The sequence below is a fragment of the Pseudomonas sp. Hp2 genome (assembly GCF_006386585.1).
Classification (GTDB): Bacteria; Pseudomonadota; Gammaproteobacteria; order Xanthomonadales; family Xanthomonadaceae; genus Pseudomonas_S; species Pseudomonas_S boreopolis.
Window position 1 is genome coordinate 733,037 of record NZ_VAHJ01000003.1, and the last position, 25,751, is coordinate 758,787.

20 protein-coding genes are annotated in these 25,751 nt (G+C 70.1%); 12 read left to right on the forward strand and 8 right to left on the reverse strand.

From position 1 onward, the window contains the following. Window positions 1-4 precede the first annotated feature (4 nt). The 3 genes from FD678_RS12800 to FD678_RS12810 all read right to left on the reverse strand — a co-directional run bounded on the left by FD678_RS12800 (window position 5) and on the right by FD678_RS12810 (window position 3,525). A complete protein-coding gene (locus FD678_RS12800) occupies window positions 5-1,903 on the reverse strand; it encodes a potassium transporter Kup (protein ID WP_177497772.1) in 1,899 nt (632 codons plus the stop codon). 169 nt (window positions 1,904-2,072) lie between these two features. Next, on the reverse strand, window positions 2,073-2,858 hold the full coding sequence (locus FD678_RS12805) for an endonuclease/exonuclease/phosphatase family protein (protein ID WP_218569682.1): 786 nt from the start codon (window positions 2,856-2,858) through the stop codon (window positions 2,073-2,075). A 109-nt stretch (window positions 2,859-2,967) separates the two neighbouring features. Then, window positions 2,968-3,525 (reverse strand): DUF3228 family protein, encoded by a 558-nt coding sequence (locus FD678_RS12810; RefSeq protein WP_140723967.1) that lies wholly within the window; start codon window positions 3,523-3,525, stop codon window positions 2,968-2,970. Window positions 3,526-3,777: 252 nt separating this feature from the next. Between FD678_RS12810 and FD678_RS12815 the strand changes: the two genes are divergently transcribed. Then, window positions 3,778-5,205, forward strand: a complete 1,428-nt coding sequence (locus FD678_RS12815; RefSeq protein WP_140723970.1) for an alpha-amylase family protein — start codon at window positions 3,778-3,780, stop codon at window positions 5,203-5,205. A 78-nt stretch (window positions 5,206-5,283) separates the two neighbouring features. On the opposite strand, the gene FD678_RS12820 is transcribed toward FD678_RS12815, so the two are convergent. Next, window positions 5,284-6,186, reverse strand: a complete 903-nt coding sequence (locus FD678_RS12820) for a TIGR01777 family oxidoreductase (RefSeq protein ID WP_140723973.1) — start codon at window positions 6,184-6,186, stop codon at window positions 5,284-5,286. A 143-nt stretch (window positions 6,187-6,329) separates the two neighbouring features. Here FD678_RS12820 and metF point away from each other — a divergent pair, with 143 nt between their 5' ends. The 3 genes from metF to FD678_RS12835 all read left to right on the forward strand — a co-directional run bounded on the left by metF (window position 6,330) and on the right by FD678_RS12835 (window position 8,390). Next, on the forward strand, window positions 6,330-7,157 hold the full coding sequence (metF, locus tag FD678_RS12825; protein WP_140723976.1) for a methylenetetrahydrofolate reductase [NAD(P)H]: 828 nt from the start codon (window positions 6,330-6,332) through the stop codon (window positions 7,155-7,157). A gap of 99 nt (window positions 7,158-7,256) precedes the next feature. Then, window positions 7,257-7,790: a DUF4124 domain-containing protein gene (locus tag FD678_RS12830; protein ID WP_140723978.1), complete on the forward strand. Its 534-nt coding sequence runs from the start codon at window positions 7,257-7,259 to the stop codon at window positions 7,788-7,790. Between the two features lie 261 nt (window positions 7,791-8,051). Continuing rightward, a complete protein-coding gene (locus FD678_RS12835) occupies window positions 8,052-8,390 on the forward strand; it encodes a hypothetical protein (protein WP_140723981.1) in 339 nt (112 codons plus the stop codon). A gap of 159 nt (window positions 8,391-8,549) precedes the next feature. On the opposite strand, the gene FD678_RS12840 is transcribed toward FD678_RS12835, so the two are convergent. After that, a complete protein-coding gene (locus FD678_RS12840; RefSeq protein WP_140723984.1) occupies window positions 8,550-9,461 on the reverse strand; it encodes a DMT family transporter in 912 nt (303 codons plus the stop codon). Between the two features lie 32 nt (window positions 9,462-9,493). Beyond that, complete coding sequence (locus FD678_RS12845) at window positions 9,494-10,288, reverse strand: PhzF family phenazine biosynthesis protein (RefSeq protein ID WP_140723988.1); 795 nt, start codon at window positions 10,286-10,288, stop codon at window positions 9,494-9,496. Window positions 10,289-10,407: 119 nt separating this feature from the next. Here FD678_RS12845 and FD678_RS12850 point away from each other — a divergent pair, with 119 nt between their 5' ends. Next, entirely contained in the window at window positions 10,408-11,811 is a 1,404-nt protein-coding gene (locus FD678_RS12850) for an aminotransferase-like domain-containing protein (protein ID WP_140723991.1), read from the forward strand. A 221-nt stretch (window positions 11,812-12,032) separates the two neighbouring features. Further along, complete coding sequence (locus tag FD678_RS12855; protein ID WP_177497774.1) at window positions 12,033-13,850, forward strand: NPCBM/NEW2 domain-containing protein; 1,818 nt, start codon at window positions 12,033-12,035, stop codon at window positions 13,848-13,850. A 225-nt stretch (window positions 13,851-14,075) separates the two neighbouring features. Here the strand turns inward: FD678_RS12855 and FD678_RS12860 are convergent, their stop codons facing one another. Beyond that, a complete protein-coding gene (locus FD678_RS12860) occupies window positions 14,076-16,898 on the reverse strand; it encodes a TonB-dependent receptor (protein ID WP_218569683.1) in 2,823 nt (940 codons plus the stop codon). Between the two features lie 133 nt (window positions 16,899-17,031). On the opposite strand from FD678_RS12860, the gene FD678_RS12865 reads away from it, so the two are divergent. Beyond that, complete coding sequence (locus FD678_RS12865; RefSeq protein WP_140723997.1) at window positions 17,032-17,811, forward strand: DeoR/GlpR family DNA-binding transcription regulator; 780 nt, start codon at window positions 17,032-17,034, stop codon at window positions 17,809-17,811. Between the two features lie 56 nt (window positions 17,812-17,867). On the opposite strand, the gene FD678_RS12870 is transcribed toward FD678_RS12865, so the two are convergent. Next, window positions 17,868-19,004, reverse strand: coding sequence for an amidohydrolase family protein (locus FD678_RS12870; RefSeq protein WP_140724000.1), 1,137 nt, complete (start codon window positions 19,002-19,004; stop codon window positions 17,868-17,870). A 146-nt stretch (window positions 19,005-19,150) separates the two neighbouring features. Between FD678_RS12870 and FD678_RS12875 the strand changes: the two genes are divergently transcribed. Genes FD678_RS12875 through FD678_RS12895 form a run of 5 tightly spaced genes read left to right on the forward strand, consistent with a single transcriptional unit; the run spans window position 19,151 to window position 25,577 of the window. Then, window positions 19,151-21,241, forward strand: coding sequence for a glycoside hydrolase family 36 protein (locus tag FD678_RS12875; RefSeq protein WP_218569684.1), 2,091 nt, complete (start codon window positions 19,151-19,153; stop codon window positions 21,239-21,241). Further along, complete coding sequence (locus FD678_RS12880) at window positions 21,238-22,155, forward strand: DMT family transporter (protein WP_140724006.1); 918 nt, start codon at window positions 21,238-21,240, stop codon at window positions 22,153-22,155. Before FD678_RS12875 ends, FD678_RS12880 begins: the two co-directional genes overlap by 4 nt. Window positions 22,156-22,169: 14 nt before the next feature. Beyond that, window positions 22,170-23,471, forward strand: coding sequence for a D-tagatose-bisphosphate aldolase, class II, non-catalytic subunit (locus tag FD678_RS12885; protein ID WP_140724010.1), 1,302 nt, complete (start codon window positions 22,170-22,172; stop codon window positions 23,469-23,471). Continuing rightward, window positions 23,458-24,618 (forward strand): SIS domain-containing protein, encoded by a 1,161-nt coding sequence (locus FD678_RS12890; protein WP_140724013.1) that lies wholly within the window; start codon window positions 23,458-23,460, stop codon window positions 24,616-24,618. Before FD678_RS12885 ends, FD678_RS12890 begins: the two co-directional genes overlap by 14 nt. After that, window positions 24,615-25,577 (forward strand): N-acetylglucosamine kinase, encoded by a 963-nt coding sequence (locus tag FD678_RS12895; protein WP_140724016.1) that lies wholly within the window; start codon window positions 24,615-24,617, stop codon window positions 25,575-25,577. Before FD678_RS12890 ends, FD678_RS12895 begins: the two co-directional genes overlap by 4 nt. Window positions 25,578-25,751: the final 174 nt, after the last annotated feature.

Consider the following 25,751-nt stretch of genomic DNA (forward strand, 5'->3'; position numbering starts at 1 on the left):
ACCCTCAGATCGCCACCCGTCGCCCGATCTCGATCAGCCGGTCCTCGGGGATCCGGAAGAACGAGGTCACCGGCAGCGCGTTGCGCGTGAGGAAGGCGAACAGGTGGTCGCGCCACCTCGCCATCCCGGTGCGGTCGCCGGCGACGATGTCCTCGCGGCTGGTGAAGAAGGTGGCCTGGCCGAGGTCGAATCCCTGGGCGGCGCATTCTTCCAGCACCTGCATGACGTCGGGCTGCTCGGCGAACCCGAAACGGGCGTGGACGCGGTGGAAGCCCTGCCCCACTCGCGCCAGTTCGATCCGTTCGCCGGGCCGCGCGCGCGGCGCGTCCAGCACCTCCACGGTGAGCAGCACGTTGCGCTCGTGCAGCACCTTGTTGTGCCTGAGGTTGTGCAGCAGCGCCTGCGGCGCCAAGGCCGGGTCGGCGGTCAGGAACAGCGCGGTTCCCGGCACCCGCGCGGGCGCGGGACCGGCCAGCGAGCGCAGGCAATCCTCCAGGGGAATGCCGCCGCCGCGCACGCGCGCGAACACCAGTTCGCGGCCGCGGCGCCAGGTGGTCATCACCACCAGCATCGCCAGCCCCAGCGCCAGCGGGAACCAGCCGCCGCTGGCCAGCTTCATGAGATTGGCGCCGAAGAAGGCCAGGTCCACCACCAGCATGGCCGCGCCCAGCGGCACCACCGCCCACCAGCGCCAATGCCATACGCGCCGCATCACTACCACGACCAGCGCGGTGGTCATCAGCATGGTGCCGCTCACCGCGATGCCGAACGCCGCGGCCAGCGCGCCGGAAGTACGGAACCCCAGCACGGCCGCCAGCACCAGCAGCAGGAGCAGGGCGCTGATCGCCGGCAGGTGGATCTGCCCGCGGATGCGCGAGGAAGTGTGCCGCACGCGCATGCGCGGCAGGTAGCCGAGCTGGATCGCCGAACGCACCATCGAGTACGCCCCCGAGATCACGCCTTGCGAGGCGATGACCGTGGCGGCCGTGGCCAACGCGATCATCGGATAAAGCGCCCAGCCCGGCACCATGCGATAGAACGGGCGCGCCGCGGCGCCCGGATCCTGCAGCAGCACCGCGCCCTGGCCGAAGTAGCTCAGCAGCAGGCAGGGCAAGGCCACCGCAAGCCACGCCAGCCGGATCGGCCGTGCGCCGAAGTGGCCCATGTCGGCATACAGCGCCTCGGCGCCGGTCAGCACCAGCACGGTCGCGCCGAGCGTGGTGAAGCCCGCGAAACCGTTGCGCAGGAAGAACTCCAGCGCGTGCAGCGGATTCATCGCCGCCAGTATCTGCGGCTGCCTCAGCATGGCGAAGAAGCCGAGCGTGCCGGCCGCCAGCAGCCAGGCCAGCATGATCGGCCCGAACAGCACGCCCACCCGGGCCGAACCGTAGTGCTGCAGCGCGAACAGCCCCAGCAGGATGGACACGCCCAGCGGCAACACCCACGGCGCCATGGCGGGCGCCGCCAATCCGAGCCCTTCCACCGCCGAGAGCACCGACACCGCGGGCGTGATCACGCTGTCGCCGAAGAACAGCGCCGCGCCGGTCAGGCCCGCCATCACCACCCACCAGCGCAGCCGCGGGCGGTCCAGCAGCGAGGCGCGCGCGAGCGCCAGCAGCGCCATGATGCCGCCCTCGCCGTGGTTGTGCGCGCGCATGATCAGCAGTACGTACTTGAGCGAGACCACGCCGACCAGCGCCCAGAACGACAGCGATATCACGCCGACCACGTTCGGCGGCGTGGGCCGCACGCCATGCGCGCCGAACGCCTCCTGCAGCGAATACAACGGGCTGGTGGCCAGGTCGCCGAACACCACGCCCAGTGCCGCCAGCATCATGCGCGGCAACGGCACCGGCCGGGTGGAAGACGCATCGTGGCTGCGCGTGCCTGGGAGGTTCCGCATCGATCCGGGAGGCCTTGGGTTCCGCTCCAGTAAACGGCAACCGCGGTGATGCCCGGCGTCGCGCGCAGGCGCGCCGCGCCGCCGCGGCATGGCGGCGGCTCACGCCGCGTGCACGGCCGTTTCGCCTGGCATTTACCGGCGGGCATCCCTGCCGGGCGAAGGCCGCCGCTCAGATCGTGAGCAGCAACGGGCAGTGGTCCGAGACCTCCGGATCGCGCACGACCTCGAATTCGACGACGTCGACGTGCCTGTTGACCAGCATGTAGTCGGCGTACTTGCCCGGCTTCGCGTAGTGGGAGGTGCGCGTCCCATGGAAGCCGCGCGTGGTCACCAGTTCCTGCAAGCCGGCCTGGCCCAGGATGTCGAACGTCTCGCTGTCCGGCTCGACATTGAAGTCGCCGCAGACCACCAGCGGCTCGTCGGCGACCGCGACCGCATCGACCAATTTCAGCAGGCGATGGGCCTGGAGCCGCCTTTCGGGCGTATCCATCTTTCCGTTCGGGTCGCGAAGCCCGTGCATGTGTGCGATGGTCATGGACCGGCCGCGCCGGAAATCGTGGATCCGGACCGCGTGCGCGCTGCGGGAGCGCGGGTGGTCGCCGTAGCCGTCCGGGGAAAAATCCTTGTGCACGAACCCCTGGCACTGGGCGATCACGGGATGCGAGGCATGGATGAACGTCGCCAATCCCCATTGCGAAGGCACCGCGCGATCGCCGTCCCAGAGGACGCCCTGGGCGGCGGGACAGAAGACGGCCACGTGTTCCGGCAGCGCGCGGGCGACATCGCGGAAGAAATTGGCCCGTTGCGGCAGCACGTGGTTCCCGTCCCGGTACGTCAACCCGTCCTTCCCGGCCTCCGGGCTGTGGGTGACTTCCTGCAGGCACAGGACATCGGGCCTTTCGGAAGCCAGGTAGGGAATCAGCCGCTCGTGCAGGTTCCCGCCCCAGCCGTTCAAGCACATGATCCTCATCGCCCGCCAATCCCTTTCGCACGTGGGTCCGCCGCCATGATATCGGGCGCACCGGCCGACGCTCGCGCCGCGAGGATGCCGCTGCCCGCCTTCCTCATGGCCGCCAGTTCGCGTTGTGCTCCCAGAATTCCACCGCACGCCGGTAGGCGTCGCGATCCAGCGGCACGCCGGAACCGCCCTCCCCTACGCCCAGCGCATTGCGCATCATCGTGATCGGCGCCATCGGGATCTCCTCGGGCTCGGCGGTGTAGAGGCAACCGACGACGCCCCAGTCGGCCTCGATCGGCGAGCCCTCCCGGGCCAACTGCTCGCGGCTGTAGAGGATCGGCAGCAGGTAGTTCGCGACCGGCGCCTCCATGCCCTCGAACCAGCGCACCAGGACCGGCAGTTCCTCGCGGTTGCGCGCCTCGTAGCCGGACCGCAGCAGGTGGCGGTTGTCGTCGGTGATGGGCACGGTCAGGCAACGCGTCGACGTCCAGTTGGCGTGGACGTGCAGCTTGCAGAACGGCGCATAGCCGTCGATCACCTTCAACGGCGCGTGCGCATTGAGACGCGCCACGAACTGCTCGGGCGTGCAGTCCTGGATGGTGTTGCCGCGCGGCACGCGCGGGAACAGGCGGGGTCGGGCGAAATCGGTGAGGACGATGGACATGCGCGGCGGGGGCGTGGCGGGGACCGCACATCATAGAGAGCCGCGCCGGCCCGGCCCAAGCGGCGCCGTCTTTCCGGAAGTGCGATCGAGCGCATGGAAGCCAGGCCATGAATACGTATGCACCTCCGGCGTGCTGCGCCGCGATGCGCGCTTAGCATTTCCCGGCCGCCACGCACCGGGCCGCATTCGCCCGGCCGGTGCCGGCCGTTCGATCGCGCCAGGGAACCCCTTCTTCACGAGGAGACACGCGCCATGCTCGACACGCGTCATGCGTCCACGCATCCATCGACGAACCGGTACTGGCATCGGTTCGCCGCCGCGCTCCTGCTGGCGTTCGCCGCCGCCGGCGCCCGGGCCGAGGTCATCCTGCACGCCTTCAACTGGCCCTACGCGACGGTCGAAGCGCGTGCGGCGCAGATCGCCGAGGCGGGCTACAGCAAGGTGCTGGTCTCGCCCGCGTACCGATCGCAGGGCAACGCGTGGTGGGCCCGCTACCAGCCCCAGGACCTGCGCGTGATCGACAACCCGCTCGGCGACACCAACGCCTTCGCCAGCATGGTGCAGGCGCTGGCCGAACACGGCGTGGAGACCTACGCGGACGTCGTGTTCAACCACATGGCGAACGAAGCCGCCATCCGCCCGGACCTGGACTATCCCGGCTCGGCGGTGCTCTCGCAGTACGCCGCCGATCCGGCCCGCCATGCGCAGCTGCGCCTGTTCGGCGACCTGTCGGCGAATTTCCTCGGCGCCAACGACTTCGGCCCGGCGCAATGCATCGCCGACTACGACGACGCCTACCAGGTGCGCACCTATCGCATCTGCGGCGGCAACGGCGATCCCGGCCTGCCGGACCTGGTGGGCAACGACTGGGTGGTGCAGCAGCAGCGCGCCTACCTGCTGGCGCTGAAAGGCCTGGGCGTGACCGGCTTCCGGGTCGATGCGGCCAAGCACATGACCTTCGACCATCTCAATCGCGTCTTCGACGCCGGCATCCGCAACGGCGTGCACGTGTTCGGCGAGGTGATCACCGGCGGCGGTGCCGGCAACGGCGACTACGACCGGTTCCTGGCGCCGTACCTGCAGCAGACGCCGCACGCGGCCTACGATTTCCCGTTGTTCAACACGCTGCGCAACGCGCTGCTGCCGGCCGGCAGCCTGGACGCGCTGGTCGACCCGGGCGCCTACGGCCAGGCGCTGCCGAGCAGCCGCGCGGTCACCTTCGCGATCACGCACGACATCCCCAACAATGCCGGTTTCCGCTACGCGATCCTCGATCCGGTGGACGAGACCCTCGCCTACGCCTATCTGCTGGGCCGCGACGGTGGCGTCCCGATGGTCTATTCGGACAACAACGAGAGCGGCGACAACCGCTGGGTGAACGCCTACCTGCGCGAGGACATCAAGCGCATGGTCGGCTTCCACAACGCGATGCAGGGCAGCGACATGCAGGTGCTTTCGCACGGCGCCTGCCACCTGCTGTTCCGCCGCGGCAGCCTCGGCATCGTCGGGATCAACAAGTGCGGCAGCACCGTCAACGCCACGGTGGCGATGAACGGCAGCGTGCTGTGGTGGAACGTGGACTACGTCGACGCACTGGGCTCGGGCAGCGTGGTCAACATCGGCAGCGCCTCCTACACCTTCGTCCTGCCGCCGCGGCAGGCGCGGATGTGGCGGCGCTGAACGCATCCGCGGCGAGCCGGCCATGCGCAGCGGATGCGGCCCGCCGGCACTTGCCGGCCAGGCCGGAGGACGCGCAGCTCAACGGCCCCCGGCGCCGGCGGGAGCGTCGAGGCTGGCGCGCAGCGCCCCCTCCAGGCCAGGGTGCAGGAACGCGAACCCGGCATCCAGCGCGCGCGTAGGCAGCACGCGCTGCCCGGACAGCAGCAGGCCGGCCATTTCGCCGAGCGCGAGCCTCAGCGCGAACCCGGGCACGCGCAGCCTCGCGGGACGGCGCAGCACCGTCCCCAGCGTGCGCGCGAACACGCCGTTGGCGACGGGCCCGGGCGCGGTGCCGTTGAACGCGCCCTGCGCGCCCGGCTGGCCGATCAGCCAGATCGCCAGCCGCACCAGGTCCTCGCGGTGGATCCAGCTCATCCATTGGCGGCCGTCGCCCATCGGCCCGCCCAGGCCGAACCGGAACGGCGGCAGCATCTTCTCCAGCGCGCCGCCGCCGCGGTCGAGCACGATGCCGGTGCGCAACAGGCAGGTGCGCACCCCGAGCGCCGTGGCCCGCATGGCCTCGGCCTCCCAGTCGCGGCACAACCACGCCGCGAAGTCCTCGCCCGGGGCGACCGTCTCGTCCAGCGGGGCGTCGTCGCGCGGACCGTACCAGCCGATCGCCGAGCCGGAGACCAGCACGCGCGGCGGAGCCGGCTGCCGCGCCATCCAGGCCACCAGCCGGCGCGTGCCGTCGATGCGCGAGGCGCGCAGCACCTGCTTGTAGGCGTCGGTCCAGCGCCGGTCGAACAGCGAGGCACCGGCCAGGTTGACCACCGCATCGACGCCTTCCGCCTGTTCCAGCGCGACGACGAGGCGCGCTCCGGGTACCTGCGCGCGGGCCGGGTCGCGGGTCAGCACGCTGACGGCGTGGCCGGCCTCGTGCAGGCGCGCGCACAGCAGGCGGCCGATGAAGCCGGTGCCGCCGGTGACCAGGACGTGCATGTCGGCGATTCCGCTGGGAAGGGAACGCCAGTCTAGGCCGGGGAAGGCGGATCCTCGCTTGCGCGACGTTGACACCCGCAACCAATTTCACATTCATCGCGATGAAGCGATATTATTCTGGTCCCGTTTCCTCCCGTGCCGTCATGACCGCCCTCAGCTTCGAGTTCTACCCGCCCAAGACCGACGAGCAGCGCAGCCAGCTGGACCGTACGGCCAGCAAGCTGAAGGCCTACGCGCCCGAGTACGTCTCGTGCACCTTCGGCGCCGGCGGCTCCACGCTCAGCTACACCTCCGAGACCGTGCGCCACCTCAACCAGCACCATGGGTTCGAGGCCGCGCCGCACCTGTCGTGCGTCGGCGGCAGCCGCCAGGAGATCCGCGAGCTGCTCAAGCTGTACCGCGCCATCGGCTGCCGGCGCATCGTCGCGCTGCGCGGCGACCTGCCTTCGGGCATGGGCCACCCGGGCGACCTGCGCTACGCCTCCGAACTGATCGAATTCATCCGCAGCGAACACGGCGACGCCTTCCACATCGAGGTCGGCGCCTATCCGGAGACGCATCCGCAAGCCGCGGACGCGCTCACCGACCTCAGGCACTTCAAGGCCAAGGTCGATGCCGGCGCGGACGCGGCGATCACCCAGTACTTCTACAACGCCGACGCCTATTTCCACTTCGTCGACGCGGTGCGCGCGCTCGGCGTCGGCATCCCGATCGTGCCGGGGATCATGCCGATCTCCAACTTCAGCCAGCTGCGGCGCTTCTCCGAACAGTGCGGCGCGGAGATCCCGCGCTGGATCGCCAAGAAGATGCAGGCCTACGGCGACGACGTCGAAGCGGTGCGCGACTTCGGCGCCGACGTGGTCGCCGCGCTGTGCGAGCGGCTGCTGGCCGGCGGCGCCCCGTCGCTGCACTTCTACACGCTCAACCTGTCCAAGCCGACCAGCCTGGTACTGCAGCGGCTGCGCGGCTGAGCCGCCGGCGCCGATGGAGGACGTTCTCCCGCACCTGGACCGGCCGCGCACGGCAACGCGGCCTATCCCGATAGCGTCGGCAAGGCCTAAGCTGCGCGGATGCGTCCGATCCTCCTGCTGTCATTGCTGTCCGTGGCCGCGCCGCTCCATGCCCAGCAGATCCATCGCTGCACCGGCCCGGACGGAACCGCCGTGTTCACCGACCGCCGCTGCGAGGACGTCGGCGCCCTAGCGCGCCTGCCGCCCGCCCCCCGGCTCGACGGCGAGGCCGGCCTGTACCGCCACGGCTGCCCGCGCCGCTTGAGCGAACTCGTCAACGCGTTGCGCTCGGCCATCGACGCCCACGACGTGAACCGGCTGTCCAGCGTCTACCTATGGCCCTCTCTCTCCGACCAGGCCGCCAACCGCGTGCTGACGCAACTCGAAGCCATCGCCGAACGCCCGCTGGTCGATATCGCCCCGCTCTATCCGGAAGCCCGCGGACCGCTTCCGCCCGATGCCGCGACAGCCCCGCCCAGCTCGCCACGACCGTGGGGCCTGCGCCTGGAACAGACGCTGGCGAACAACAGCACGCCATCGCGCACGATCCTCACCCTGCGCCGGCAGTACAACTGCTTCTGGGTGAGCTTCTGAATCGAATCGCGTCGCACCGCCAAGCCAAGGCCCGTCGGGACCGGAGTCCCTCCCCACGGGAAATCCCGCAAGGGTCCCCGTTCCACGCCCCGGGAAGCCCCAGGAACATGCGAACCGGCCCACGAGCCGACAAAACCTGCCCCCAGAAAAACCCGGGCGAACCAGGGATTGCCGAAACGGCGTGCCACGGATTCGACGGATCGCCGACAATCCGAACTGCTAGCCTTCCAGCCCCGATCCACCGACCTGCGAGACACCGACATGCCAGTCAGCTACTCGATCAGCCTGCCCGACCCCGCACGCGCCCGCGGCAGCGATGCCTCCGTGAGCTTCACCGCGCACGGCGCGGAAGCCTTCGCGGAGCAGTTGCAGGCGGCCCTGGCCGACCCGTCCTGGTTCGAGCGCTGGCGCGCATTGCAGCCGGACCCGGACGAAGTGGACCCCAGCATGGGCATCACCGACCCCAACGCCCGGGTCGCCGGCGAACAGAAGGACCTGCGCATCAACCTGGTCGCCACCACCACCATCCCCGGCGACATCCTCAAGCATCGCATGCACGTGCTCGCCGGCTCGCACTGGGAACTGCGCAACGTGCGTTGAGCGCCGCTTTCTGCAGCAGTCGCTTTTCTGCGGGAGCGGCTTCAGCCGCGATCGGGTTTTCTCATTTGGAATCCCTGCACATGGATGTGCAGGCTGTTGCAGAGGGACCTGCATGCAAACCCCATCGCGGCTGAAGCCGCTCCCACGAATTCCTGGTCCTCAGATTTCGCGCGCGACGCGGCCGCCTCCCAGCGGCAGCCGCCACTTCAGGTTCACGCCCAGGGTGCCGAGCACGATCAGGCCCAGGCCGAGCACCTGCACCCCGCCGAGCCGGTGGCCGTACACCAGGTAGTCCAGCAGCAAGGTCACCAGCGGATAGACGAAGGCGACCACCGCGATCGTCGCCACCGGCAGGTGGCGGTACGAGGAATAGAACAACACGTAGACGATGCCGCTGTGGATCACGCCCAGGCCGGCCAGCCAGAACCAGTGCGGCCCGGGATGCAGCGCCGCGCCGTCGGCGAACCCCGCCAGCATCAGCGTGCCGACGCAGCATTGCACCGTGACCACCGCGAACGGCCGCTCGCGCCCGATGCGGCGCGACATCAGCAACGACGCGCCGCACAGCACCGCCGCCAGCAGGGTCAGGCCGATCCCGGCGAGATAGCCGGCATCCGCCTGGTGCAGCAGGCGCACCGGATCGGCCGAACCGACCACGCCGACGAACGCCAGCGCGGTCCAGCCCCAGTCGGCCGGGCGCGTACGCTCGCCCTGCACCAGCGCAGCCAGGATCAGCATCACGAACGGGAAGAAGTGGTAGACCATCGTCGCCACGCCGATCGACGAGCGCGCCATGCCGGCGAACAGCGCCACCCAGTTCAGCACCAGCAGCACGCCCGAGGCGATCGCCCCGCCCAACAGCGCGCGGTCGCGCCATAACCCGCGCAGGTGGCCGCGCGCCGCGCCCCAGGCCAGCAGGAACAGCGCGCCGAACAGGCAGCGGTAGAACACCGCGGTGATCGGGTCCTGCCCGCTCTCGTGCACGAACACGCCGACCGAGCCGATCAGCACTTCGCCCAGCAACAGTTGCAGCAGCGCGGTGCGCGAGGCGCCGCGTTCGGGGACGTCCATCGGGGAACTCCTGTGGGGAAGGGAACGTTCGCTCAGATCTCGATATGGCCCTGCAGGTACTGCACGGTGCCGCCGGCGACATGGACGCGCCCGCCGTCCACCCGGCAGCGCAGCAGGCCCGTGCGCGCCGAGGCCTGCAGCGCGACCAGTTCGTCGCGCCCCAGGCGCGCGGCCCAGTACGGTGCCAGCGCGGCATGGATCGAGCCGGTCACCGGATCCTCGGCGCCGCCGTTGGCCGGCCAGAAGTAGCGCGACACGAAGTCGTGGCGTTCGCCCGGCGCGGTCGCCGCGACGTCCAGCGGCGCCAGCGCCTTCAATCGTTCGAGATCGGGCGCCACCTCGCGCACCTGGCGCTCCTCGGCATACACCGCGATCCAGGCCTGCTCGTTGCGCAGCACCTGCTCGGGCGCGATCGACAGGCCGGCCAGCAGCGCCCGCGGCGCGCGCGCCACCGGCTGCGGGCGACGATTCGGGAAGTCCATCTCGAACCCCGCCCCGTCCTCGCTGCGCGATATCCGCAGCTCGCCGACCGCGGCGGCGCGCACGACGATCGGGAACGGCGCCAGCGCCCGTTGCGCGACGACGTGCGCACTGGCCAGCGTGGCGTGGCCGCAGAAGGCGATCTCGGTCAGCGGCGAGAACCAGCGGATCGCGAACGCGCCATCCGGCTCGCGGCGCAGGAACGCGGTCTCGGACAGGTTGTTCTCCGCGGCGATCGCCTGCATCAGCGCGCGCGGCAGCCAGTCCGGCACCACCACCACCGCGGCCGGATTGCCGCGGAAGCGCTCGTGGGCGAAGGCGTCGACGATGCTGATCGGAAGTTCCAAGGCGCGGCCCTGCAGGGGAGGAAGCACGGCGCGATGCCGGCGACAGCAGGCTAGCCGGCGTGGCGTGACCGGTACAGGATCAGTTATCGTGGAAATCGACCAGTACAGATCGGGCCGCCATGCTGCTCTACGAAGCGCTTGCCGCACAGTTGCGCGGACAGATCGCCGGCGGCGTGCTTCGCGCCGGCGAACGCCTGCCCTCGATCCGCCGCCTGGCGCAGGCGCATGGCGTCAGCGCCGCGACGGCGGTGCAGGCCTGCCTGCAGCTGGAACGCGAAGGCCTGGCGTCGGCGCGGCCGCGCTCGGGCTATTACGTGCGGCCGCAGGCCGCCGCCCCGCACAGCCCGCCGCCGCGCCGGCGCGCGCCGAGGACGGTCAGCAACCCCGCGCTCCACGGCCTGCTGGACATGCTGGCGCGCAGCGACCTGCTGCCGCTGCATGCCGCGGTTCCCGCCCCCGCCCTGCTGCCGGGCAACGCGTTGGCCGCGGCGCTGTCCCGGAACCTGCGCCGCCACCAGGCGCAGGCCCTGGACTACGCCCCTCCGCAAGGCCATCCCCCGCTGCGCCGGATGATCGCGCAGCGCTACGCGCAGCTCGCCACGGCGGTGAGCCCGGACGAGGTCGTCGTCACCGCCGGCGCGATGGAAGCGATCAGCCTGGCGCTGCGCACCGTCGCCGGACCCGGCGACGTGGTCATGGTCGAGACGCCGACCTACCACGGCATCCTGCAGGCGGTGGCGGCGCTGCGGTTGAAGGTGGTCGAACTGCCGCATCGTCCCGGGGGCGGGCTCGACCTGGCGCGGCTCGATGCGCTGCTGCAGCACTCGCCGGTGCGCGCCGCGGTGCTGGTACCGAACTTCCACAACCCGCTCGGCAGCGTCGCCAGCGACGCCGACAAGCGGGCCCTGCTCGCCAGCTGCGCGCGCCATGGCACGGTGGTGATCGAGGACGACATCTACGGCGAACTCGCCTGGTCGGGCGAGCGCCCGCTCCCTCTGCGGCATTTCGACGACCGCGGCCTGGTGATCACCTGTGGCTCGTTCTCGAAGACGCTCTCGCCCGGCCTGCGCATCGGCTGGCTGCTCGGCGCCGGCTGGACCGACGCCCTGGTGCGCGCCAAGTACTACGCCACGTGCGGCAATCCAGCACTGCCGCAGCTGGCGCTGGCCGACTACCTGCAACGCCACGACCAGGAACGCCACCTGCGCCGGCTGCGCCATGCGCTGTCCGGCAATGCGCGTCGCCTGCGCGCGGCCGTCGAACGGTACTGGCCGGCGGGCACGCGTTGCAGCGAGCCTGCCGGCGGATTGTCGCTATGGCTGCAATTGCCGCCCGGCGGCGACGGTGGCGCGCTGTTCGAGGCCGCGCTGGCCGAAGGCATCGGCATCTCGCCAGGCCCCCTGTTCTCCAGCCGCGGCGACTATCGCGACCACCTGCGCCTGAGCTGCGGCCTGCCTTGGGACGCGACGCTGGACGCGGCGCTGCGCCGGCTCGGCGAGCTCGTGGCCGCGCAATTGCGCTGAGCCCGCACGCGGCGCCGGCAACGCGGTCCGTAGCCCCCCGCCCTGCCCTGCCTGGCCGTGGGCGGCAAACCCGGCGAAATATATCGGAACGTTCGGGAAATATAACGACACGGAACGCATACAAAAGGAAAGCAATAGCCTCCAGAATCGGCACCTCCCCTGAAAGGACCGTGCCCATGCCATCGATTCCCGTACGGATCGCCCGGATCCCCCTTCTCGCCATGGCATTGTCCTGCGCGATCGCGTCCCCCGCGGATGCCGGCCCGCCTGGCGATGCGCTGCAGCCGAGCGGCCGTTTCGACGTCTATGCCGCGGGCGCGGCACGGACGCCGCCGATGGGCTTCAATCCCTGGAACGCGTTCCGCACCGAAGTGGACCAGGCCAGGATCCTCGGCGTCGCCGAAGCGATGCAGCGGCGCGGACTGCAGGCCGCCGGCTATCGCTACATCAACGTCGACGATGGCTGGTGGTTGCGCCGGCGGGACGACGGCGGCATCCAGATCCGGACCTCGATGTTCCCCATCGCCGGGTCGGCGGACGGGCGCACGGATTTCCGTCCCTGGACCGACCGCCTGCACGCAATGGGCTTCAAGGCCGGCCTCTATACCGACATCGGCCGCAATGCCTGCTCGCAGGCTTTCGACCGCCACAGCCCGAACCTGCCGGCCGGCAACGTGGCCGAGCGCGAGATCGGCCTGCAAGGGTTCGAATATTCGGACTTGAAGACGATGTTCCAGGACTGGGGCTTCGACTACATCAAGGTGGACGCCTGCGGCGTGGCCGATTTCGGCCCCGGCAGCACTCCGGTGCGCGAGGAACCCTACCGGCCGCTGCGCCCGCTGATCGTGCGCGACGATCCGGTGCGGACCGATGCCGACGCGCTGGAAACCCGCTACGAGCGCATCGGCCGCCTGCTCGCGGCATTGAATCCCGACAACGACTTCGTGCTTTCGATCTGCCCCTGGGGCCAGGCGGGCGTGCGCGACTGGGGCGGACGCCACGGCAATCTCTGGCGCACCAGCAGCGACATCGAACCGACCTGGGAAAGCATGCTGCACAACTTCGACACCGCGACGCGCCGCGAGTTGTACGCCGGCCCCGGCCGCTGGAACGACCCTGACATGCTGGCGGTGGGCCTGGGCGACTTCGACGCGGCCCACCTGGAACAGGCCCGCACGCATTTCTCGATGTGGACGATCCTGGCCGCGCCTCTGCTGCTCGGCTTCGACCTCGTGCACGCCCCGGATGTCCTGGTCGAACTGCTGTCCAACCCCGAGGTGATCGCGGTGAACCAGGACCCGGCTGGCAACCAAGGGATACTGGCCGTGGACGAGGACGGCGTGCAGGTGCTGGTGAAGCCGCTGGCCGGCCGCGGCGAACGCGCGGTACTCCTGCTCAATCGCGGAGAAAAGGACGCGGTGGCGCGCGTGGACCCCGTCCAGCTGAAGCTCCGCACGGGCGCGCCATACCGCGTGCGCGACCTGTGGGCGGGGCGGGACCTGGCGCCGGCGAACGCGGCCCTGCAGTTCCCGCTGCACCCGCGCCAATCGGTCCTGCTCAAGGTCAGCGGCACGCCGGTCGATCCGGAGGCCCGCCTGCTCACCGAGATGACGGCCCGCGTCCACGTGGCCGCCGGGGGCTATCCGCGCTACAGCTCGGCGCTCACGGAAGCCACGGGCATGCCGCGCGCCGACGCCACGCCCTACGGCCAACCGCTGCAGGTCGGAGGCAGGCGCTATCCGTACGGCATCGGAACGCATGCCGATTCGCGCCTGGAAGTCCTGGCCCAGGGCGAGTTCACGCGCTTCACCGCACGAGCAGGCCTGCAGGACGGCGCCGACGCGGGCCGCGTGGTGTTCCGCGTCTATGGCGATCGCCGGCTGCTGTTCGAGGGGACCTCCCGTCGCGCCGGAACGGCCCTGCGCATCGACGTTCCGATCGCGGGCGTGAAAGTCCTGGAGTTGGTGGCCGCCGCTCCCGACGCCAAGGACGGCGCGCTGCCGCCGCTGGTGAGCTGGGCCGATCCGCGGCTGCACTGAGCACGCCCGCTCCGCGCACGCCGCCGCGCGGAGCGGGATCGCCCACGGCGATCCAGTGGACCGGCACGCGCGTCGCTTCCGGTCGCGCGCGAGGAGCGCGGCGGCCCGCGGCGCCATGCGAACGCACCAGCGTCGCATCGCACGGACAAAAAAAGGCCGTCGCGCTGGGAGGATCGCGACGGCCATGGGGCCGTCCGGGCAGCACGGCCCGGACGGATGCCAACTTCAGAACTTCATCGCCAGGCTCAGCTTGAACGAGCGGCCATAGCGATAGTAGCCCTGCGACAGCAATGGATTGCCGTTGATGCTGTAGGTCTGCTCGTCGTCGAGCAGGTTGTCCCCGTCCAGCGACACGCTCAGGTGGTCGTTGATCGTGTACGACACGTGCGCGGTCAGCCAGGTCAGCTTGTCGGCCTGCTCGTTGTAGCCCTGCCCGAGGACATTCGTGGCGGTGACGAAACCGTCGGTGTGGTCGGCCTGCGCGCCCAGCGACCAGGCGCCCCGCTCGTACATCAGCCCCAGCGAGTACACCGCGGGCGCGATGCCCTCGAGAGGACGCTCCTCGCCATCGACGAAGCTCTTGGACCAGTTGCGGGTGTACTGCGCGCGGAAGCCGAAGCCGTTGGACCAGAAGTGCTGCAGGCCGGCCTCGATGCCGCGGACCTTGGCGTAGTCGCCGTTGATCGGGCGCATGATGTTGAACAGGTGCCCCGGGACCCCGATGTCCTGCCCGGTCTCCCAACTGGTGGTGATCTGGTTCTCGATGCGCTTGTAGAACGTGGCGACGTTGAAGATCGAGTTGTCGCCGAAGTACCACTCCAGCGACAGGTCGCCCTGCTTGGCCTCGTACGGCTTGAGGTCGACGTTGCCGCCGTAGACCTGGGTGAAGTCGCCCCAGGACACGCTTTCGGTGGTGCTGGTCGGCGCCAGCTGCTCCACCGACGGGCGCGCCATGGTCTTGGCCGCGCCGATGCGCAGCTGCAGCGCATCGGTGAAGTGCCACACGAAGTTGGCCGCGGGCAGGAAGAAGGTGTAGTCCGAATCGTTGCGGATCGCGGTGGGGTCCTCGTACTCGACCGTGTAGTTGAACGAGCCCAGTTCGGTGATGCTGGCGATCTTCGCGTCCCAGGCCTGCGCGCTGGTCTCGGTCTTGCCGAAGCGCACGCCGATGTTGCCATCCCAGCGCTCGCCGGACAGATCGGCCTGCAGGTAGAACGCGCGCGTTTTCTCCCCGACGCGGTAGCTCTGCAGCGGGTTCCAGCTGGGCGCGGCGGCGCTGTAGTCGTAGACGCCGCCACCCGGGCGCGGCTGGCCGTCGTAGGCCTGCAGCGCCCGCAGGTAGGCCGGCACGTCGAAGCCCAGGAAGCTGTGCGGGAACTGCGCGCGCACGCCGCTCATGAAGCCGGGCAGCGAATAGCTGTGATCGATCACCTGGCCTTCCAGGTCGCCGACATTGATCGCGTGGTCGCCGGAGTAATAGTCCGCCCCCCCATCGACCGCGTTGGTGACCAGGTCGCGCGACTTGTCGCGGTCGGTCAAGGTCACGCCGAAATGCAGCCGGTCAAGTGCGCCGCGGCCGACGAACAGGTCGCCGGACAGCGTGCCGCCCTTGATCTCGTCGCGGATGTTGTCGCCGGACAACTCCATGTAGTGGGTGTTGAAGTCCGAGTCGCCGAACTGCCCGTTCTGCAGCCCGCTGATCAGGTCGCGGCCGTCGTCCAGCCGGACGTCCACGTTCGGCACGGCCGCCCCGCTGAGGCTGACGCGGGCGGTGTTGGGCTGGTTCATGCGCAACACGACGTAGGTGTCCTGGCCGCCGGAGATGCGCTTGGAGGTGGAACGGTAGACGTCGCCGGCCAGGGTCAGGTCGTCGGTGACCCGCCATCGCGCGTTGGCGCCGTACAGGTCGGTGTCCACGACGCGATGCGTGGTCTGGTTCAGCACCTCCGGATTGAGGCGCATCTCCGGGTCCGCGTTGTCCATGGTGAAGCCGGTGACGATGCCGTCGCGCATGGTGATGTCCGACCAGCGGCCCGGCGCGTAGAGCGTGTAGTAGGACTGCTGGTAGCCGACCTGCGGCGAGTCCAGCCGCGTCTTCAGCCCGTCCACCACGAGACGGAAGTCGTCGTTCGGCCGCCATTCCAGCTTGCCGGTATAGGCGGTGCGCTTCTTGTCCTCCAGGATCGAGCCGACGCGGAACTGCCCGGGGGCGATCAACCCGTACTCGTCGGGGTCGAGCTCGCCGTTGCCGTTGGGGTCGATGTTGCCGCCCCAGGCGTTGCCTTCCCAATCACTGCCCGGATCGGGGTTGCGGGTCCAGCCGCCATCGTTGCCGGCCACGTCGGTGCGGTCGCGGCGATTGGCATAGACCGCGCCCACCAGGATGCCGATGGTGTCGTCGGCGAAGGTGTTGCTGAACACGCCGGAGAACTTGCGCCCGTTGAAATCGGACATCGTGTTGCGGTCGCCTTCCGCGCGCAGCACGCCGTGCATGCCCTTCTGGTCGAACGGGCTGGCCGAGCGCAGGTTGACCAGGCCGCCGATGGCGCCCTCGGTGTTCTGCGCCTCGGCGCCCTTGATGACGTCGGCGCCGCTGATCACGTCGGCCGGCAGCACGTCGTAGGCGAAATCGCGGCCGGCGCCGTCGGTGGCCAGGATGCGGCCGTTGAACGTGGTCAGGGTGTATTCGGGGCCGAGGCCGCGCACGCTGACCTTCTGGCCTTCGCCGCCGGCCGTGCGCGAGATCGCCACGCCGGTGATGTGGCTGAGCGAATCGGCCACGTTGTCGTCGGGGAACTTGCCCAGTTCGAGCGCCGTGATCGAGTCCTGCACGGTGGCCGAGTCCCGCTTGAGCTCCACCGAGCGCGCCAGGCTGGCACGCACGCCGGTGACCGTCACCGTATCGAGCGTCAGCGCCTGGTCCTGCCCCTCGGCGGAGGCCGGCGGGCTTTCCCCGCCGCTGGACTGGGCGAAGCTGCTGAACGGCATCAGCAGGGCGATGGCGATGCCTCGGCAGAGCATCGTGCGGTGCAGCTGGACAGTCTTCACGGGCCTCTCCTCCAAAGACGGTGACATCTGGCTGACTAACAAACGAAATCGAGCCTAAATGATGTTTCGTTTTATATCAATAGCGAAATTTAACGAAATAACGCATACTCGCGCCCTGAAAGGAGGTCCTTCGATGTCCGCCACCCGCGATACCAGCCAGCGCCGCCTGCAGATCAGCGAACTGGTGCGCCAGCACGGCAGCGTGCAGGTCGCCGCGCTCGCCCGCCGCTTCGGCGTGAGCATGCAGACCGTGCGCAAGGATTTGCGCTACCTGGCCGAACGCGGGGTGATGGCCCGCGCCTATGGCGGCGCCATCGACTCCAGCATGGTCGGGATGGCGCCCAGCGAGCCGCACTACGAGGCCAAGCGCACCGTCCACCTGGAGGAAAAGCGCCGCATCGGCCAGCGCGCGGCCGCCCTGGTCAAGCCGGGCGACACCATCGCCATCGACTCGGGCACCACGGCCATCCAGCTGGCCGAGGCCTTGCCGAACATCGAGGTCACCGTGGTGACCAACGACTTCGGCGTGCTCACCGCGCTGACCCCCAAGAGCAACATCCGCATCGTCATGCTCGGCGGCGAACTCCGCCGCAAGAACATGGCCTTCTACGGTGGCCTGACCGTCGAGGCCCTGGACGCGCTGCACGTGGACCGCCTGTTCCTCGGCGTCGACGGACTGGACCTGGAGCGCGGGATCACCACGCATTACGAGCCCGAGGCCATGCTCAACCGCAAGATGGTCGAGGCCGCACGCATGGTCGTGGCCATCACCGACAGTTCCAAGTTCGGCAGGATCTGCCTGCACAGGATCATCCCGGTGGGCGACCTGGACGTGCTGATCACCGACACCGGGGCGCCCGAGGACCTCCGCCAGGCCAGCCAGCACCTCGGCTTCGACCTGCAACTGGCCTAACGGCCGGCGCCGTCGGGCCGGTCCCGACGACCGGACGGCGCCCCCGATCGCCGCGGCTAGTGCCGCGGCGCGGCGAACTCTCGCACGGCGTTTTGGTAGTAGATCTTGTCGATGACCTCGCGCGGCAACGCCAGGCCCGGCACATCGGCATCGACCGCATCGATGTACTGGCTTTCGCCGGTGGCCAGGTAGCGCCAGTCGGAACGCCAGGCCGCTTCGGCGGAGCGCCTGAACTCGGCCGGATCGCCACCCGGCTCGAAGGTCAGGTCGGTGCCGTACAGCAACCGGTCCTGGTAACGAACGAAGAACCGGCGCACCTTCTCCCGGTCGCGCAACGACTGGTACTGCACTTGCCCCATGCGCGCGGCCAGGTCGACCGTGGCATTGGGGAAGCGATCGAGGAAGCCAGCCAGGCGATCGACGTCGTACTCCAGGCTGGCCATGTGCGCCCCGACGAAGCGCAGCCGCGGATGCGCCGCGACGAAGCGGTCGCGCGCGGCCATCAGGTCCTCGTAACCGGGCTGCTCCGGATGCAGGTACATGTGGTACTGCGGATGCCGGGAGAAATACTCGCGGTCGTTCCGGGTGGTCATTTGCGCCAGCGGCAGCCAGCAATTGTGCGGCTCGCCCTGGTGCGCGATCAGCGCCACGCCGAGCGCGCGCACCTGCTCGGCGACCGGCGCCAGCCCGGGATCGTCGAGCATGATCATGCGCCCCTGGGCGTCCTTCTCGACCATGCCGACGTTCTTCCATATCTTCACGGCGGTGGCGCCCTGCGCGACCGCCTGCCGCAGTCCGGCATCCACGCGCGCCTGCCAGCCGGGCGTGCCGAACCCCTGCATCGAGAACGTCGCCGCCCAATGCACGCGCGCCGGGTCGGCGCGGTGCTGCGCGAGCGCGATCTTGCGCTGCACGTCCAGCGGGGGAAAGTCCGGATAGTCCACGTTGATCGTCATCAACTCGAAGCCGTCCGCGCGCGCCAGGTCCAGGAAGGCCGCGTCATCCGCGTTGTAGTGCACGTGCGCGTCGTACTTGCGCACGCGCGCGAAGTCGTCCATCGAGTAAGTGCCCGCCCGCTCCGGCCCTGGCGCCTGCGGCGCCGGCGTCGTCGCGGCAAGGGCAACGCCGCACGACAGCGCGGCAAGCAGGCCGGCCACACGGGCGGCAGGGCGGGCGGCGAATGAAGCTGACATCATCGACTCCGTCGTTTCGGTAAGGTAACGAAACTTAGATACCACATATCGCAACAAATGTGTTGCATCCATCGCTTCGTTTGCACCAGAATGAAGCCTCCCTTTCATCAGGACAGGTCGCCATGCCCCCAATCGGACGCCGCTCAGTGCTCAAACTCGTCGGTGGCACGGTCGCCGGCGCCTCCCTGCCCCTGTCCGCGCTGGGCATCCCGCGCGCGCAGGGAACGGAGAGCGACGCGCCACGCGCCTCCATCGGCGACGGGGCGCTCGACCTGCAGTTCGATGCCGTCCTGCGCACCCGGCTGCTCGTCCGCGGACTGGACCTCACCGGCTACGAGGCCAGCGAGGTGTTGCTGCTCGGGGATGGCACCGGCGAACCGCGCGTCCTCGGCGAGTTCCGCTTCCGCGGGCAGCACAGCGAGCGCCTGCGCGGCGATCGCCACGGGCCCGGCAAGCGCCTGCGGGTGACCGGGCTCGCCGACAACGGCATCGAGAAGCAGGTCGAGGTGACCCTGCTGGAGCACTACCCGGGCCTGGCCCTGCTGCGCGTCACTTATCGCAACGCCGGCCCTGCCCCGATCGAGGTGGCGGGCTGGCGCAACGGCGCGCATGCCCTGGCCGAACGGCCGGGCGGATTCTGGAGTTTCTCCGGCGCCACCCACGCGGACCGGCGGGACTGGGTGCAGCCGCTCGTGGACGGCTTCGAGCAGCGCAACACGCTGGCGATGGATGCCTCCGACTACGGCGGCGGCACACCGGTGGCCAACATCTGGCGACGCGACGTCGGCCTGGCCGTCGGGCATGTCGAGACCGTGCCGCGCCTGCTCGACCTGCCGGTGCGCAAGCTCGGGAGCGGCGCCAGCATCGCGGTGGAATCGAACCAGCCGCTCAGCCTCGCCCCCGGCCAGGCGTTGACCACCGACCACTGCTTCGTGTGCGTGCACCAAGGCGACTTCTTCGCGCCGCTGGACCATTACCGGCGCTACATGCGCGAACTGGGCATCGCCGGCCCGCGCCCGCCGGAGTCGGCGTTCGCCCCGATCTGGTGCGCATGGGGTTACGACCGCGACTTCACCACCGAGCAGATCGTGGCGACCCTGCCCAAGGCGCGCGAGCTGGGCTTCGAATGGGCGGTGCTCGACGACGGCTGGCAAACCAACGAAGGCGACTGGAAGCTCGACCCGCGCAAGTTCCCGCGCGGCGACGAGGACATGCGTGCGTTCGTGCGCGCGGTGAAGGCGCAGGGCCTGCGCCCGCGGCTGTGGCTGGCCCCGCTGGCCTGCGATCCCGGCAGCGACGTGCTGCACGACCATCCGGACATGCTGTTGCTGGACCAGGAAGGTTCGGTGCAGAAGGTCAGCTGGTGGAATGCCTTCACCCAGTGCCCGGCCTATCAGCCGACCATCGATTTCTACGTGGAGCTGGTGCGCAAGGCGATCGCCGACTGGGGCTTCGAGGGAATCAAGCTGGACGGCCAGCACCTCAACGCGGTCGCGCCCTGCTACAACCCCCTGCACCGCCATGCCCATCCCACCGACTCGTTCGAACGGCTGGCCGATTTCTGGAACGCGATCTACCGTGCCGCGCACCAGGCCAACCCCGAGGCGGTGGTCGAACTCTGCCCGTGCGGCACCGCGTTCGCCTTCCACAACCTGCCGTCCACCGACCAGTACCCGGCCTCCGACCCGCTCTCGTCCTGGCAGGTGCGCCACAAGGGCAAGTCGGTGAAGGCGCTGTTCGGCGACACCAGCAGCTACGCCGGCGACCACGTCGAACTCAGCGACGGCGGCGACGACTTCGCCTCGAGCGTCGGCATCGGCGCGGTGATCTCGACCAAGTTCACTTGGCCGCGCGATACCGACCGGCCGACCCAGCCCTTGCCTCCCGGCGGCTTCGTTCTCACCCCGGAGAAGGAGGCGCTGTGGCGGAAATGGGTGGACATCTACAAGACCCACATGCTGCCCAAGGGCGAATACCGGGGCGAGCTGTACGACATCGGCTTCGACAAGCCCGAGGCGCACGCGATCGCCAAGGACGGCGCGATGTACTACGCCTTCTACGCCGACGCGTGGGAGGGGCCGCTGCACCTGCGCGGGCTGGGCAAGGGGCGCTACGCGGTGCGCGACCTCTTCAACGGCACCGAGCTCGGCCAGGTCGATGCGGCTTCCGGCACCGTCCAGGCGTCGTTCAAGCGTTTCCTGCTGCTGCAGGCCATACCGGCCGGGGCGCGCGCATGAGCGCGGCCGCGGTGGGCGGCGCGCGTCGGGCCTGGGTGTTGTACGCACTGGCGGTGGTCGCGCTGTGGGGGGTATGGGGGTCGTTGTCCGGGCTGTCGGCCGAGCACGGTTTCCCTGACACCCTGGTCTACTGCGTGTGGGCCGTGACGATGATCCCGCCGGCGCTGTTCGTGCTGTGGCGGGGCGGCTGGCGCCTGGACCGGCATCCGCGCGCGATGGCCTACGGGCTGCTGATCGGCCTGCTGGGCGCGGGAGGACAGCTGCTGCTGTTCCGCGCGCTCACGCTGGGCCCGGCCTACTTCATCTTCCCGATCATCTCCCTGTCGCCGGTGATCACCATCGCGCTGTCTTTCCTGCTGCTGCGCGAACGCACCGGCAGGCTGGGCGCCCTCGGCATCGTGTGCGCGCTGCTCGCCCTGCCCCTGCTCGACCTGTCGTTCGGCCGGGCCGATGCGCACGGCATGGGCTGGTTCGCCCTGTCGCTGCTGATCATGGCGGCGTGGGGCCTGCAGGCCTACTTCATGAAGCTGGCCAACCACACCGTCGGCGCCGACAGCATCTTCTTCTACATGACCCTCGGCGCGCTGCTGCTGGTGCCGGCCGCCTGGGCGATGACCGACTGGACGCAAGCGGTCAACACCGGCCTGGACGGCCCGTGGATGACGGCCGCGATCCAGATCCTCAACGCGATCGGCGCGTTGGCGCTGGTGTACGCCTTCCGCCATGGCCAGGCGATCGTGGTCGCCCCGCTGACCAACGCCGGCGCGCCGCTGGTGACCGCGCTGTTGTCGCTGCTGTTCGCCGGCGTGGTCCCCGGCCCGCTGAAGATCGCCGGCCTGGCGCTGGCCCTGGTCGCCTCGCTGCTGCTGGTGCTCGAACCGGAGCGCCCGGCCGCGCGCCCATCCTCCCCCTGACCCGGAAATCCCCGATGCACGCACTCCTGCAACTCGTCGCGCGCCACAAGCAGGGCCAGCCCTGCGGCGTCACCTCGATCTGCTCGGCCCATCCCCTGGTGATCGAAGCCGCGCTGCGCCGCGCGCTGGCCCGCGACCAGCCGCTGGTGCTGTTCGAAGCCACCTGCAACCAGGTCAACCAGGATGGCGGCTACACCGGCATGACCCCGGCCGATTTCGCCGGCTTCGTGCACGGCATCGCCGCCAGGGTCGGCTTCGATCCGGCGCGCATCGCGCTCGGCGGCGACCATCTCGGCCCGAACCCATGGACCGCGATGGACGCCGGGGCGGCGATGACCAAGGCCGAGGCGATGGTGGCGGCCTACGTCGCCGCCGGCTTCCGCAAGATCCACCTGGATTGCTCGATGGCCTGCGCGGATGATCCGCAGCCGCTGCCGGAGGCCTGGATCGTGGATCGCGCGGTGCGCCTGTGCGCCGCCGCGGAAGCCGCCTACGCACGGGCCGGTGGCGAACCGCCGGTGTACGTGATCGGCACCGAAGTGCCGGTGCCGGGCGGCGCGACCGAGTCCATCGAAGGACTGGCCACCACCACCCCGCAGGCCGCCCTGGCGACCATCGCCGCGCACCGCGAGGCGTTCCGCGCCGCCGGCCTCGAAGCGGCCTGGCAACGGGTGATCGCCTCGGTGGTGCAGCCCGGCGTCGAGTTCGACCACCATCGTGTCGTCGATTACGTCCCGGCCAGGGCGCGCACGCTCAGCGAGGCGATCGCCGGCGTACCCGGCATGGTGTTCGAGGCGCACTCGACCGACTACCAGACCCGCGGCGCCCTGGCCGCGCTGGTGCGCGACCACTTCGCCATCCTCAAGGTCGGCCCCGGCCTGACCTTCGCGTTGCGCGAAGCGTTGTGGGCGCTGGACGCGATCGAGGCCGAATGGATCGCGCCGGAACGGCGGGCGCGGCTGCGCGAGGTGGTGCTCGAACGCATGCGCCAGGAACCACGGCACTGGCGCAAGTACTACCACGCGGAAGGCGACGCGTTGCGCATCGACCTGCAGTACAGCCTCAGCGACCGCATCCGCTACTACTGGCCCGACCCCGCCATCGAGGCGGCGCGGGAGCGGCTGTTCGCCAACCTCCGCGCCGACCCGCCGCCGCCGCCGCTGGTCAGCCAATACCTCCCCCAAGCGTTGCATGCGCTCCGCAATGGCCCGGCCGGCGACGATGCCGTCCGGGATCCGGCCGCCCTGGCGATGGCGCACATCAACGCAGTGATCGACGACTACGACCATGCCTGCGACCCCCATGAAAACCACTGAATACCTCGGCATCCCGGAACCGGACCTGCTTGCGGCCGGAGCGGCCTCGACCGCGCGCGAGATCGAGCAGCAACCGGACATGCTCAGGCGCACCCATGCCATGGTCCAGGCGCTGCACGAACGCGTGCAGGCCTTCGTGGCGCCGGTCGCGCACGATGCGCGCGCCCGGATCGTCCTCACCGGCGCGGGGACCTCGGCCTACATCGGCCAATGCCTGGCGCCGCTGCTCGACCGCCAACTGGCGGCGCGCGTGGATGCCGTGCCCACCACCGACCTGGTCAGCAGCCCGGCGCTGTACCTGGACCCGGAGCAACCGTTGCTGCTGGTGTCCTTCGGCCGCTCCGGCAACAGCCCCGAGAGCCTGGCCGCGGTACGGATCGCCGAATCGAGGGTGCGCCAAGTACGCCACCTGGTGGTCACCTGCAATCCGGACGGCTCGCTTGGCCGCAGTGGCGCGCGCGAGGCGATGACCCTGCTGCTGCCGGAGGAGACCCACGACGCCAGCTTCGCGATGACCTCCAGCTTCAGCTGCATGATGTACGCCACGCTGCTGGCACTGGGACCGGCACGCGCGCTGGACGCGCGCATCGCGCCGCTCGCCGATGCCACCGGCCGCGTGATCGCCGAAGCGCGCCCGGCCCTGCAGGAGCTGGCGCTGGCCGGATACGATCGCGTCGCCTATCTGGGGAGCGGGCTGATGCAAGGTCTTGCGCGCGAGGCGGCGCTCAAGCTCGGCGAGCTCACCAACGGCGCCATCGCGACCTGTTTCGACACGCCGCTGGGCTTTCGCCACGGGCCCAAGACGTTCATCACCCCGCGCACCCTGGTGGCGGTGTTCGTCTCGAACGACCCGCTGACCCGGCGCTACGACCACGACCTGCTCGACGAACTGCGCAGGGACGGCTACGCCGGCCGGGTCATCGAGATCACCGCGCAACCGCGCGACGGCCTGGCGCGCGACACGGTGACGGTACCCGGCATGGCCGGCGCCGCCGACGTGGACCTGCTGTGGCCGTACGTGGCCATCGCGCAGGTCTTCGCGTTCCAGTGCTCGCTGGCGCTGGGCCTGTCGCCGGACAATCCCAACAAGCAGGGCATGGTGAACCGTGTCGTGCAGGGCGTGCGCATCCACGCCTTGGCCCCATGACGCGCCACGCCTGCTTCCTCGGCGTCGACGGCGGCGGCACCAAGACCCGGTTCGCGCTCATCGACGCGGCCGGGCGCCTGCTCGCCCAGGCCCAGCTCGGCACCGCCTACTACCCGCAGATCGGGCTGGAGGCGGTGCGCACCATGCTCGCGCAGGGCGTGGCGCAGGTGTTCGATGACGCCGGCATGGACCCGCAGGCGCTCGGCCATGCCTTCTTCGGCTTGCCGGCGCATGGCGAGGACAGCACGGTCACGCCGCTGCTGGACCGGATGCCGGCGCAGATCCTCGGCCACGCGCGCTACACCTGCGACAACGACACGGTGTGCGGGTGGGCCGGCTCCCTGGCCTGCACCGACGGCATCAACATCGTCGCGGGCACGGGGTCGATCGGCTACGGGCAACGCCGCGGCATGGCCGCGCGCGCGGGCGGCTGGGGCGAGGCGTTCTCCGACGAGGGGTCGGCGCACTGGATCGCGGTGCAGGGATTGAACGCGTACTCGCGCATGAGCGACGGGCGCCTGCCCAAGGGTCCGCTGCACGCCCTCGTCAACGACGCGCTCTCGCTCCGGCACGACCTGGACCTGTGCGCGCGGATCTACGGCGAGCACGCCAGCACGCGCAGCGAAGTGGCGCAACTGTCGATCCTGGTGACGCGCGCGGCCGAGGCCGGCGACCCGGTCGCGCACGCGATCTTCGCGCGCGCGGGGCGGGAGCTGGCGGAGATCGCCGAAGCGATCCGGCTCGCGCTGCATTTCGCCGACGACGAGGACGTGCCGCTTTCCTTCTCCGGCGGCGCGTTCAGTGCAGGCGAGCTGCTGCTGGCCCCTTTCCGCGACGCGCTGCGGGCGTTCCATCCGCGGTTCGACCTGCGCGCGCCGCGGCACGACCCCCACTACGGGGCGGCGTTGTACGCGGCGAAGCTGGCCGGCGTAGCCGTACCGGCCGGCGCGCGCGCCTGATCCCCGGCACGGCCCGCCGCCGCCGCGGCGTGCGACGGGCTCGCCGACGGGACCCATGCCACGCCCCGGCAGGATCGCCTCGGCTGCCGGCAAGGCTTCCTCCTGGTCCGGATCCGCTTCCCGAAAGGCGAACCGCCGGCATCCAGGGAATGGAAACGTCGAGTAGAATGCGTC